The organism is Ligilactobacillus sp. MP3 (assembly GCF_024436335.1).
GTDB lineage: Bacteria > Bacillota > Bacilli > Lactobacillales > Lactobacillaceae > Ligilactobacillus > Ligilactobacillus salivarius.
The window spans coordinates 41,671-54,665 of the sequence record NZ_JANFQI010000008.1 but is presented as its reverse complement, the minus strand read 5'-3'; the positions used below and the strand labels follow the sequence as shown (position 1 = coordinate 54,665).

Genomic DNA, 12,995 nt, shown 5'->3' with positions numbered 1-12,995 from the left:
ATCTCTCTTAGTTAATATCTACAAAAGTTGGATTTGCTTCTTCAGTAACAGTATTATAATCTTTATCTTCTACTTCACCAAATGTTACGGATAATTTGTTTAGTGAACCAAGCATATCTTCTTTCAATAATCCTTGACATGTAACAGTTTTTGTAACTCCTGGATTTACTCTTACTGGTGCATCAGCATCATAGGTGTCTCCGTTATCTTGTAACATTATTACTTGACCTAATTCTTTCGAATCTAAATCCACTGCTGAAACTCCCGATAAATCTAATTTCTTATTACTATTATTTGTTACATCATAATTGAATTGAACAACATAGTATGGGTTCTTTACATTTTCAAAATTTGCCAAAGATAATTGATCTTTATTTTTAGGCTCATATTTTAATATTTTCACATTTTTTATAGTTATAGATAAATCTCCTTGCTTAATTTGTTTATTAGTTTCTTTCTCTTTTATTGTAGTAACTTTTCCATAGTCTGTATTTTCTACATCAGATGAACCATTATTCTCGTCCTCACTAGAACTACTTTCAATACTACTTGTGCTTTCTTCACTACTACTTACTACTTTTTCTTTTGATTTATCTTCTGAAGAAGTTGTAGTAGTTATCTTTTTGGTTCTTTTTACACTTGTATTTTGAGAATCAGCTTTACCGCATGCACTCAATAAACTCCCCGAGAATGTTACGATACTTAAAAGTAATAATGTTTTAAATAGTGTTTTCTTCATTTTTATACCCCTATCTTTTTATTCATAATATTTAGTCTATACTAAAATATCCTTTTTAACAATAAAATTTATAACTAAAAAATAGGCATGAAAATTTTCCATACCTATTCTTAATATTATTCAAATGCCATCTGATTTGTGTATAAATTGTAATAAAATCCTTTTTCTTTCAATAATTCTTCATGGCTACCTTCTTCTAGAACATTGCCATCTTTTAACACTACAATCTTATCTGAATTAATAATAGTTTTTAATCTATGTGCAATTACAAAACTTGTTCTACCAGCAATTACTGCGTCCATCGCCTTTTGAATCTTTTCCTCAGTTACAGTATCAACATTTGAGGTTGCCTCATCCAAAATTAAGAATGGTGGGTTGGTCAATATTGTTCTTGCAATTGAAATTAACTGTTTTTGTCCTGTTGAAAATACTGAATTTTCGTCATTAATTTCAGTCTTATAACCTTGTGGTAAAGTCAAAATAAAATCATGAATGTTTGCTTGTTTAGCAGCTTCCTCAACTTCCTTTTGAGTGGCATTAGGTTTCCCATACCTAATATTATCTGCCACAGTTCCACTAAATAATATTGAATCCTGCAAAACAATACCTACATTATTGCGAAGAGATTCTAGAGTTAAGTCCCTAACATCAACATCATCAAAAGTTACCTTTCCACCTGTAACATCATAGAAACGGTTCAACAAGTTCATTACGGTGGTTTTCCCAGAACCAGTTGGACCAACTAATGCCACTGACTCACCTTTATTTACAGAAATATTAATTCCATGCAAAATTTCCTTGTTTTCATTGTATCCAAAGTGAACATCTTCTAACTTAACTCCTTTTTCAAGTGACTTAAGTTCTTGTCCTGTTGAAACTTGATTTTCTTCATCTTGTTCTTCAATTGTTGCTAGACGTCTACCACCTGTCAGTGCTAATTGGATCATGGAATAAATAGAAGTTAACTGAGTTAAAGGTTGGAAATAAGTCTGTGAATACTGTACGAAAGTCACAATTAACCCTAAACCAACTGCTCTACTATAAGTTCCGTCAACCACCCATAATGAACCCATCGCAATCACAATAGATAAGTTTAATACAGATAATCCTTGCATCATTGGAAAAAGAATTCCTGAATAAAATTGCCCCTTAAACATCGCATCGCGGACTTTTTTATTATGAACTTTAAATCCCTCAACTGATTCCTTTTGCAATCCATTGGTGATAATTACTTTTTGCCCATTAATCTGTTCATTAATATATCCATTTAAATTACTAATTTCATCTTGTTGAGCATCTAAATACTTGCGTGCCTTTCTCATAATTATCCAACTCAAAACTACAACAAATGGAGTTGAGGCCACTGTTACTAAAGCTAATCTAACATCTATTCTGAACATCATCCATATCGTTCCAATAAACAGTGCTGTTTGCGAAATAACTTCAAATACCGCATTGTTCATCGCATTAAAGATATTATCCAAATCAGAGTTAAACAATGACAATATCTTTCCATCTTGATGCGTATCAAAATACTTAATCGTCATCTTCTGTAACTTACTAAATAAGTTTTCACGCATATTATTAGTTGAATGAGCATTAAACCTTGAAGTAATAACCCATGTAAATAGCATAATAATTGCATTTAAAATAAAGAAGATCAGCATCAATTTCAAAGCTTGATAAAAATCATCCATTGATGCTGTTGCCCTAGTAGCTGGATTGAAATACTGTTCTACATATTTTGTTAATGCTGTAAGTGCCAAACCTGAGTAATGTGGGGCTTCAACTTGCGCCCACGTAAAAATGATTGTAAATAGCACTACCAGCGTAATTCCTTTCCAGTAAGGTCTTAAATACTTAATAAAGTATCTTAACGATTTTCTAGTATCACTCAATGATATCACCTGCCTTTTCTCGTGCTTTTTGAGTTGCATAAATTTCTTGGTAAATTGGTGAATTTTTTAGCAATTCTTGATGAGTTCCTTGAGCTACTAACTTACCATTATCTAAAACAATAATCTTATCTGCATTCATTACTGATACAATTTTTTCAGCAATAATAAATGTCGTTGTATTTTTTAACTCTTTTTCTAATGCTTCTTGAACCAACTTTTCAGATTTAGCATCTAAAGCAGAGGTTGAATCATCTAGAATTAAAATCTTAGGCTTTCCCACAACGCCTCTAGCTATTGATAGACGTTGCTTTTGTCCTCCTGAATAGTTAGAAGATCGTTCTTCTACCTCGTGATCAAAAGTATCTTTATACCGACTAATGAATTCTTGTGCCTGTGCAATTTGCGATGCACGTTCCAATTCATAGTTAGTTGCATCTGCTTTTCCTTGACGTAAATTGCTAGCAATTGTACCTGAAAATAAAATTGCTCTTTGTAAAACATACGATACAGTATCACGTAATGATTTTTCACTTACATCACGTAGATCATGTCCACCTATTCTAACTGTTCCTTCAGTCGGATCATATAACCGTGGAAGTAATTGTGCTAAACTAGATTTCCCAGATCCTGTCGCACCAACAATTCCTACCATTTCACCAGCTTTAACCTTGAAAGATATATTTTTTAAAGTTGGTTTATCTGCATCTGGATAAGTAAAGGAAACATTATCAAATTCAACCTCTCCACTTAACTTTTCTTCCGGTGCATCATCTTTAAAAATAATATCTGGATCCGTTTCAAGAACTTCTTTAATACGTTTTAAAGAAACTCCTCCACGAGCAAAGATTGACATTACAAAACTACCAATCATAATTGAATATAACAATTGCATAATATAAGTTATATAGGAACTAATTACCGCAATATCACTTGGATGTTCCAGAATTGATCCACCAATCAAGTAAATCGCAGCTGCAATAATAACATATGCAATTAATTCAAAAGATGGAATAACTGTCGAAAAAAGATATCCTATTTTCAAGTTAACATTATTTAAATTGTCAGATGTTTGATTAAATTTATCAATCTCTTGTCCTTCTTGATTGAAAGATTTAACCACACGAACACCTTGTAAATTTTCCTTTGCTTGCGTATTTATCTTATCCATCAAACTTTGAACTTTATTGAATAAATTTCCCATTTTTTTGAAAATAATTCCCGTTATTCCCATAATTAAAACAACCATTAAAACTTCTAACCACCATAAACGTGGAACGGTTATTATTCCCAAAATAAAAGCTCCAATTAAAATCAATGGTACGCGGAAAACTTGCATAAATATGGTCATAATCATATTGGTAACTTGATTCATATCATTAATTAGACGTACCACTAAACTACCAGTTGAGAATTTCTCAATATTTCCAAAAGAAAAATTTTGAATCTTTGTGTATACTTCTTCACGCAAATCACTGGTTACACCTTGAGCTACTCTAGCAGCCGAGTAGACATTAACAATCCCAGCAATAATTCCCACAAGAGCTAAAATTATTAATTGAATTCCGTAGTTTCTAACTTCTGCTTGATTGTCTTGCACTATTGCAGTCAGCACATATTGTAGTAACCTCGGTTGCCAAACCGCGACAAATGCGACAATAAAAATTGAAATAATTGCACTAAGAACTTCTTTTTTATAGTTCTTAAAATGTGCCATCAAAATCTGCATCTTCTTACCTCTCATTCTTCATCTTTGTATTTTTTGAAATTTAAATTCCATTCTTCTAGTAATTCATTTAACTGTTCTATTTTCTTTTTTCCCATTTTCATAATAATTTTTTCTTCAATATCTAGTAATGGTTGAATTTTTAACTTCGCATACTTCTCACCCTCCTCTGTTAAAAAACAATATTTTACTCGGTTATCCTTTTCATCTTGTTCTAAAGTAAGATAACCTTCATCTCTTAGTTGTAAGATTCCTTTATTAATTGATTGTTTAGGAAGATTAGTTCTCTCTACAATTTGTTTTTGAGTTAATCTCGTATGTAAAAGTAATTCATATAAAATCACACTACGATAATCAGTTAACCCATGTTTTTGATTCCAATCCTTGTATTCTCTAGCTCCTTTAGCAATCAATAAATCTAATCTTGATGTTAGTGTTTGGACTTCATCTTTCGTAATACTCACCTCAAACTAAAATTAGTCCTTGTGTAGACTTTTTTAAAATAAAAGAATTATAGTCCCTATAGAGATTATTGTCAAAAAATCTGCTTTTCGCAGAATTTTAATACTTTGTACTAACAAATTGTTAATTTAATGTATATAATATTAATTAGAGAGATTAGATTGTGTACTTTATGTTTTACAGATAGTTTTTTATGGGGTGATTTTTATTAAGAAGGGAACTAAATGGCTAGCTGCAGGTTTAGGCGCTGTAGTCCTTATCTGTGGTGGCTCATTCTTCTATCAAAAGCAACATTTCAATCGTAATATTGAAATTAATGGTGTTAAAGTTGGAGGAATGTCAGTTGCTAAAGCTACGCAAAAACTCAAAACAACTAAATTAAATAACAATGTGTATCTAGGGGAAAAATTACTTGTTAAAGGTAGCGATCCTACCAATTCAACTAATGCTGTTTCTCAAGAAAAGGTTCAAGAGATTTTTGACAAGCAATTCAGCCTTTTCCCATCTAGTCGCAGTTACGACTATCAGGCTAAAGGCGATAGTGATTACTCTTATCGTAAAAACGAATTACGTGCAGCTGTCAAAAGCGAACTCGAACGTTTAAACGTTAGTCGAACAGCTCCTAAAGATGCCTATGCAGAGTTAAAGGATGGTTCTATCCATGTTATTAACGCTAAAAAAGGTAATCAATACGATGTTAATAAAATTATGCAAGAATATGATAAGCAATTTAGCGATAATCAAATAAAACTTACTACTGCCTACACTCAACCAATTAGTGCTGATAGCAAGCAAGTTCAAGCTGATAAAGCTAAATTAGAAAAATTAGCTGATCAAAAAGTTAATTACACTGTTCAAAATAAGACTTATACTTTAGCTGCTAAAGATGTTATTAATTCCGCTAAAATTGTAGATGGAAAATATGAATATAATGCTGCTAATTTAAAGAAGAAAATTGATGATATCAACGACAGTCAAAGTACACTCGATAAGAATCTCAAATTCAAAACAACTGGTGGTTCTGAAATTACCTTAGATAAGGGTACCTATGGATGGGCTCTTAGTCCTATTAAGGCTACAAGATCTATCACCACTGCTTTTGAAAAAGGTGATTCTAACCTTAATGCCAAAAGTGATATCTATGGTGAAGGTTATACCGAAAATGGTCTAGGATATAACACTACATCCAACAGTGGTATCGGAAATTCTTACGTTGAAGTTTCTATCTCCCAACAACACGTATGGGTATATAAAAATGGTACTCAAGTTGCTTCTCTTAATGTTGTTACTGGTACCAATGATGGAAACTATAATACTCCTACTGGCTTGTACTACATCATGTACAAACAGACTAATACTACACTTCGAGGCAAAAATGCCGACAACAGTGCTTATGCAAGTCCCGTTAGTCGTTGGGCTCCATTTACTTTAGATGGATGTGGTTTCCACGATGCTGACTGGCGTAAAAATTGGAGTAGTACTGCTTATCTAAATGATGGATCACATGGTTGTGTTAATGTTCGACCTTCGCAAATCAATCAAATTTACGATAATATTGAACAATATGAACCTGTTGTTATTTATAGCTAAAAAAAGATTTGAAAGCTAATACAGCTTTCAAATCTTTTTTCATTACAGACTATTTTTACACCTCGAAACTATTCAAATAATTTTTTATACTCTCCGTATCCCTTTTCATCTAATTCAGCAACTGGAATAAATTGTAAAGCGGCTGAATTTATGCAGTATCGTAAGCCACCTCGATCTTGTGGTCCATCATTAAAAACATGTCCAAGATGTGATTGTGCCTGACGACTTCTAACTTCTACGCGATGCATACCATATGAATTATCTTCATGATTTGTCACCATTCGATTACTAATCGGTTGAGTAAATGCAGGCCAGCCACAGCCTGAATTATACTTATCTTTAGAAGAAAATAGCGGTTCTCCACTAACAACATCTACATAAATTCCATCTTCAAAAAATTCATCATACTTACCTGTAAAAGCACGTTCAGTTGCTGCATTTTGTGTAACTTGGTAAGCTTCTTCACCAATTCTTTGTCTCAATTCTTCTTTTGTTTCTTTCATTTTGAACACCTCACATTTTAAATTCATCATAATTCAAAATGTGTTGGACACAAAATAATTTGCTTGTGTTTTCATAGACTATTTTTACACTTTGAAAAAATATTAGGTGTTTACAAAGATATAACATCTATTTTATTGTAGAATTCCTCAAATTTATTCATATCAATATACCCAGTCTTCTTTTCCATAGTATTCAACATTCCCATTGTCATACCATACTTTATTACTTCCGATACATCTCTTTTTTCATCAATTGCTATTGCTAATCCTGCTAATGTAGAGTCTCCTGAGCCAACAGGATTAGCAACTGTTATTTGCGGTATATTAGCTTTATAAAAATTTTTATTATGTTTTACAATAGCACCATTAGCTCCTAAAGATACACAAATCCATTCTACATCTTCAAAAATTACATCATTCAACACTTGTTTTATTTCTTCTATGTTTTCTAAATTAATATCTTTACCCGTTAATTGTTTTATTTCTGTTTCATTTGGTTTTATTAAATCTGGTTTTATTTGCATATTTAGCGAAGTCTTTAAAGCCTCTCCTGACGTATCCAATAAAATCTTAGCTTTATTATTCTTAGCAATTTCTACAAGTTTAGAATAATAATCTGCTTCTAAACCACAAGGTAAACTTCCCGACATCGTAACCAAATTATAATTTCTAGATATGTCATCAAAATATGACAGAAAATTTTCAGCATCACCACTACTAATAGTTGGTCCATTTTCTAAAATTTCAGTTTGCTTTCCATTATCATGTAAAATGGCAATGGAATTTCTCGACTCTTGATCTATTTTATAAAAATTATGAACTATATTTTCATCATAAAGATGTTTTTCAATATATCCACCTAGAAATCCTCCAATAATCCCTGTGGCAGTCACTTCTCTATTGGCTAATCGTATTACTCTTGATACATTTAATCCTTTTCCACCTGCTGTCTTATATACATTTTTTACCCTATTTACTTCATCTATTTTAAGTTTCTTCAATGGATACGATATATCTATTGAAGGATTCATTGTCACTGTTAAAATCATTGATTAGCACCTCTCAAAAAAACTGTGATTCTACTAAATTGCAAAATCACAGTCTTCAAATTTAAATAAGGACTGATTCCTTCACTTTACTTTCCCACGGTGTAGCAGTTTCAAATAATACTTTATTGAGATCATTTATATTCTTTTTACCAACTGTCTGCATCCATTTAATTGCTGCTGCCTTACCTTCCTTAGAATATACTTCTACTCCATCTTTCCACGTTGCACGACCGCAAAGAACCCCATTAAACGTTGAGCCACTTTCTTTAGCAAATTTTAAAGTTTCTTGGAACATATTTGCTGAAACTCCAGCACTTAAGAAAATAAACGGTACCTTATTTGTTGCTACATCTTGTTCTTTAAAGAAATTCATAGCTTCTTCTCTTGAATACACATAATCATCTGTATATCCTTCAACAAATGCCATATTTACAGGTACTTCTACTTTTAACACATCCACTTTATATCTATCCCTAGAAAATTCTTCAATCATCTTGTTTACTTTTCTAGGTTTTAATTTAGCATATTCTCTACCTTTTGTATCAGTTATATTAGCATCATATGACATCAATTCTAAAAAGAAGGGAATATTTTCATCACTACATTCGTTACCTATTCTTTCAACAAATGCTTGCTTTTTATCATTAATCTCGTTTCCTTCATCAACATCGTAATATAGCATAAATTTAACAGCATCTGCACCAAATTCTTTTATTCTTTTTGCAGACCAATTTGGTAATAAATCTGGCATTCTTCCCGGTTCACTAACATCATATCCCGTTTTTTCATACGCTAATAATAGTCCTGTATTATCTGCTCTTAAATTTGCTGCAGGTAACCCATATTCTGGATCTAACAAGATGGAAGAAGCATATGGTGTTAATTCTGTTGAAATAATCTTTTTAAAATCTATTATTTTATCATCTGTATCTGAATCTAACATCTTTTTTAAAGATCCACGCTGATCTATCGCTACAGCACTAATAACACCATGTTTTGATAAATTTTTTAAATGTTCATATTTATCCATAACTCTACCTCACTACTATCCTCTTGATTTACCACCAGAAATATTAACTGTTTGACCTGTCATATAACCCGACTTATCAGATAAGAAGAATGCTACTAAATTTGCTACCTCTGTTAATTTTCCACTGCGTCCTAAAGGTATTGTAGAAGTATTACTATATCCAGCTCTCAATTCTTCTACTGTCTTGTGACGTGAATATGCCAATCCCTCTTCATAGGCTAATGTTCGTAATCCTGTTGATTCTAGTACTCCAGGAGCCACACCTATACATCTAACGTTATACTGTCCTAACTCTTTTGCCCAAGCTCTAGTAAAGCCATTAACTGCTCCCTTAGTCCCTGAGTATATACCAGCACCTTGAGAACCTTCCAATCCTGATTCAGAAGACATATTTACAATAACACCATGCTTTTGCTTTACTAATTCTTTTCCAACAGCTGATGATAATAAAAATACACTTTTTACATTTACTGCAAACATCTTATCGTAATTTTCTTCATCGATAACATATTTTCCATTAGGATCTACTGGATCTACAAGTATTCTAGGAATATTAATTCCAGCATTATTTACTAATCCATCAATCTTTCCAAACTTTTCTAATGTTTTTTCAACTAGTTTTTTTACATCTTCACTACTTGTTACATCTGTTTTTGCAAATAAGTAATCGCTTTCTTTTTTACCATCATCTTTAAGATCTGCATTAACTACCTTTGCACCATCATTTAACAATTCATCAACAATAGCTGCTCCAATTCCAGAAGACCCACCTGTAACAATAAATACTTTTCCTTCTAATTCTAACCAATTTTTATTTTCCATCATTAATTACTTCCCTTAATATAGTTTGTTCTTTTTATATGAAACATATGTATATACAAATGCTGCAATATATAATACTAAAATTACAATAAAGCCTATTGTAATATGTTTTGTGATTCCTTCAGTTAATAGATAGGTAATTGGATTTCCACCTTGATCTAAAGAACCTACTTTCTTTCCTTCTGCTAATAGTCCCACCGAACGTCCTAATTTATCTTGTAATTGCCATGTTTGATTAGAAATCCATAGTGTAATTGTCATAATTACAGAACCTGAAATTAAAGTTCTAAAAATATTTCCTTTATGAACACCTGTAGCAATTGCAATAAAGAATCCAATTGTAGCTAAATCACCAAATGGTAAAATTCTATTTCCCGGCATTAACATTGCTATTAGTAAAGTAATAGGTACAAACAATAGTCCAGCTGCAATAACATCTGCATCACCTAATAGTAATGCTGGATCCATACCAATTGTAAATTCACTATTTTTAAAGTGCTTATCCATAATTTTTTTAGCTGATTCTGATATTGGAATTAGTCCTTCCATAATATATTTAACAACAACCGGCATTAATACCATAACAGCAGCCATTTGAATTGCTAATTGTAGTGATTTTCCTACAGAAAATCCAGCTAATAATCCGATAATTAAACCTAATACTGCACCTATAATAGATGGTTGTCCAAATACACCAAACTTCTTCTCTATTGTTTTAGATGAAATATTTATATCTCGTAACCCTGGAATAGCTTCAATTAAATCATCTATTGGTTTAGCAAAAATCCCCATCGTTGCAGATGAACCATGAGGAATAGATATACCTTCTAGTTCAAAGAAATTATCAGTTACAGGTTTGAAAATATCACCTAACTTAAATGCTATAATGGCATGAATAACAATTGCTACTATTCCCCAAGTAAAACTACCAGTTGCAATTTGTACAATTGCTCCTGTAAAAGCCATGTGCCAAATATTCCAAATATCAACGTTTACTACCTTTGTCATCTTAGTCAAAAGCATAATAGCGTTTACAATTATTGATACAACAATAGCCACTAGGCCTAAATTAGATGCCCATGCTAAAGGTGACGTCCCCGGCCAACCTACATCAACAACATTTAAACCTAAATGAAAATTTTTAGCCATTGCTTCTGCTGCTTTACCTAAATTATCCGTAAGTAATGAAATAACAAGACTAATACCTGTAAATCCTATACCTACTGAAATTCCTGATTTTAAAGATTTTCCGATACCATTTCCAAAAATTAAACCAACAATAAAAATTACTATTGGTATCATTACTGTTGCCCCTAAATCAACAATATATTGTAAAACTTGCATGCTTACACCTCATTTTCGTCAGTCAAAATTACTTTTGTCTTTTCACTATATTTCTCTAACAACTCTTCATCCATATCTGTAGTTATAATAGTATCAATATCTTTTAGATTAATTATATTTTGTGGAAAAACAGAACCAAATTTAGAACTATCTATTCCCACAACAATCTTTTGACATCTATTGATAACATTTCTAGTAACATTAGATTCGTCGAAATTATAATTTGAAAGTCCAAATTTATAATCAATACCACTACCACTGAAAAAGCCTATATTTATATTAATATTCTGTAATACTTTATTTATTTGCTCACCTACAAATGAACCTTCATTTTTTCTTACCATTCCACCTAAAACGTATAAATTAATAGCATCAACTTTATATAACTCATTAATTATAGGCAATGAATTCGTAATAACAGTCAGATTTTTGAACCTTTTTATTTTTCTAGCAACTTCTAAACAAGTTGTTCCATAATCTAAATAGATAGTCATATTATCCTTTAACATACTACAAAAGTTTTCAGCAATTTTTTCTTTCTCTTCATGCATAATATTTAATCTTCGTTCGTATGGAGTCTCACTATCAGAAACATTTAATACTGCTCCTCCTCTGATTAATTTAACTTTCCCTTCAGATTCTAATTCAGCAAAATCTCTTCTAATAGTCTCACGTGAAACATCGAATTTGTCTGATAAATTTGTTATTTTAAGAGTATTTTGTTCTTGAAACAGCTCTAAGATGGCCATCTTTCTTGCTGTAGCATCCACCAGTATCATCCCCTTTAACTTTTTACAACTTTACTATAGCATATTAATTCCTTTTTGCAACATAAATATCACATTTTTTTGTCAAATAGTATTTTTTTGCCACATTTTTGCTTAATTATGTTGCAAAAGTTTTTTGAAAGCGTTATTATTTATGTGTAAATAATTTATTTTTTATTTGGGAAGTGAAAAAATGGCACTTATTCATAAAGATTTAGTCTTCACAAACCTTAAGTTTGATAATAAGACTGAGACTCTTAATTTCTTATCTAAAAAATTATATGAAGCTGGCTATGCAAAAGAAAGTTTTCCATTAGCTGTTATAGATAGAGAAAAAATATTTCCAACAGGATTACCTACAGGAATTATTAATGTTGCTATTCCTCATGCCGACTCTGAATACGTAGATAAATCAGCTTTAGCTGTAGCAACATTGAAAAATCCCATTACTTTTAATAATATGGGAAATCCAGATGAGGAACTTGCAGTATCTTTTATTATTATGATGGCTATTGCAGAACCTCATGGACAAGTAACAATGCTTCAAAAAATAATGCAAATAATTCAAAATCAAGATTATTTACAGAAATTAATGAGTTTGAAAGAAGACGATCTATTTACTTTATTAGCAGATGAATTTGACACTATTACTTTATAAATATGACCAATAAATGGGAGGGTTCTGTTATGAAAAAAATATTAGTAGCATGTGGTTCTGGAATTGCAACTTCAACAGTTGCTCGTACTTCTATCGAAAACAAACTGAAAGAACGTGGAATAAATATGTCTGAATTATCTTTTGATCAGACTTCAATTCCACAAATTCCTTCTATGGCTGCAAATTATGATTTAATTGTTACAACCGCTAAATATAAAGAAGACGTTGGTGTTCCTGTAATAAATGGTTTAGCATTTTTGACAAACATTGGCGAAGATAAAGCCATTGATAAAATTGTTGAAGCTTTAAATCTCTAACATCATATAATACTCTTTATACTACTTTTAAAGAGAGGATTATTCTAAGACCTTTAAACCTTTAAGTTCTTAGAATAATCCTCTCTTTTAACT

13 protein-coding genes are annotated in these 12,995 nt (G+C 31.4%); 3 read left to right on the top strand and 10 right to left on the bottom strand.

Going from position 1 to position 12,995, the window contains the following annotated elements; genetic code table 11:
* Window positions 1-7: 7 nt before the first annotated feature.
* From NOU10_RS07100 to NOU10_RS07085, 4 genes are all read right to left on the bottom strand, one after another.
* Entirely contained in the window at window positions 8-739 is a 732-nt protein-coding gene (locus NOU10_RS07100) for a hypothetical protein (protein WP_255819947.1), read from the bottom strand.
* Between the two features lie 116 nt (window positions 740-855).
* Window positions 856-2,637 carry an ABC transporter ATP-binding protein gene (locus tag NOU10_RS07095; protein WP_255906427.1) on the bottom strand — a complete coding sequence of 594 codons (1,782 nt, stop codon included), beginning with the start codon at window positions 2,635-2,637 and terminating at the stop codon, window positions 856-858.
* Window positions 2,630-4,363: an ABC transporter ATP-binding protein gene (locus NOU10_RS07090; protein ID WP_255906426.1), complete on the bottom strand. Its 1,734-nt coding sequence runs from the start codon at window positions 4,361-4,363 to the stop codon at window positions 2,630-2,632. The genes NOU10_RS07095 and NOU10_RS07090 overlap by 8 nt, the downstream gene beginning before the upstream one ends.
* A gap of 11 nt (window positions 4,364-4,374) precedes the next feature.
* A complete protein-coding gene (locus tag NOU10_RS07085; protein WP_003705682.1) occupies window positions 4,375-4,824 on the bottom strand; it encodes a MarR family winged helix-turn-helix transcriptional regulator in 450 nt (149 codons plus the stop codon).
* Between the two features lie 196 nt (window positions 4,825-5,020).
* Here NOU10_RS07085 and NOU10_RS09500 point away from each other — a divergent pair, with 196 nt between their 5' ends.
* Entirely contained in the window at window positions 5,021-6,412 is a 1,392-nt protein-coding gene (locus NOU10_RS09500) for a L,D-transpeptidase family protein (protein ID WP_255906425.1), read from the top strand.
* Window positions 6,413-6,480: 68 nt separating this feature from the next.
* Here NOU10_RS09500 and msrB read toward each other — a convergent pair whose 3' ends face one another.
* From msrB to NOU10_RS07050, 6 genes are all read right to left on the bottom strand, one after another.
* Window positions 6,481-6,915, bottom strand: coding sequence for a peptide-methionine (R)-S-oxide reductase MsrB (gene msrB / locus NOU10_RS07075; protein ID WP_255906424.1), 435 nt, complete (start codon window positions 6,913-6,915; stop codon window positions 6,481-6,483).
* A gap of 110 nt (window positions 6,916-7,025) precedes the next feature.
* Window positions 7,026-7,964 carry a hexose kinase gene (locus tag NOU10_RS07070; protein ID WP_255906423.1) on the bottom strand — a complete coding sequence of 313 codons (939 nt, stop codon included), beginning with the start codon at window positions 7,962-7,964 and terminating at the stop codon, window positions 7,026-7,028.
* A 61-nt stretch (window positions 7,965-8,025) separates the two neighbouring features.
* On the bottom strand, window positions 8,026-8,994 hold the full coding sequence (lacD, locus tag NOU10_RS07065) for a tagatose-bisphosphate aldolase (protein WP_255906422.1): 969 nt from the start codon (window positions 8,992-8,994) through the stop codon (window positions 8,026-8,028).
* A gap of 15 nt (window positions 8,995-9,009) precedes the next feature.
* Window positions 9,010-9,816, bottom strand: a complete 807-nt coding sequence (locus NOU10_RS07060) for an SDR family oxidoreductase (protein WP_255906443.1) — start codon at window positions 9,814-9,816, stop codon at window positions 9,010-9,012.
* 15 nt (window positions 9,817-9,831) lie between these two features.
* On the bottom strand, window positions 9,832-11,160 hold the full coding sequence (locus NOU10_RS07055) for a PTS galactitol transporter subunit IIC (RefSeq protein ID WP_255906421.1): 1,329 nt from the start codon (window positions 11,158-11,160) through the stop codon (window positions 9,832-9,834).
* Window positions 11,161-11,162: 2 nt separating this feature from the next.
* Entirely contained in the window at window positions 11,163-11,930 is a 768-nt protein-coding gene (locus NOU10_RS07050) for a DeoR/GlpR family DNA-binding transcription regulator (protein WP_191980973.1), read from the bottom strand.
* 190 nt (window positions 11,931-12,120) lie between these two features.
* Between NOU10_RS07050 and NOU10_RS07045 the strand changes: the two genes are divergently transcribed.
* Both NOU10_RS07045 and NOU10_RS07040 read left to right on the top strand, forming a co-directional pair.
* Window positions 12,121-12,585 (top strand): PTS sugar transporter subunit IIA, encoded by a 465-nt coding sequence (locus tag NOU10_RS07045; protein ID WP_255906420.1) that lies wholly within the window; start codon window positions 12,121-12,123, stop codon window positions 12,583-12,585.
* Window positions 12,586-12,614: 29 nt separating this feature from the next.
* Window positions 12,615-12,902: a PTS sugar transporter subunit IIB gene (locus NOU10_RS07040; RefSeq protein ID WP_081561177.1), complete on the top strand. Its 288-nt coding sequence runs from the start codon at window positions 12,615-12,617 to the stop codon at window positions 12,900-12,902.
* Window positions 12,903-12,995 lie beyond the last annotated feature (93 nt).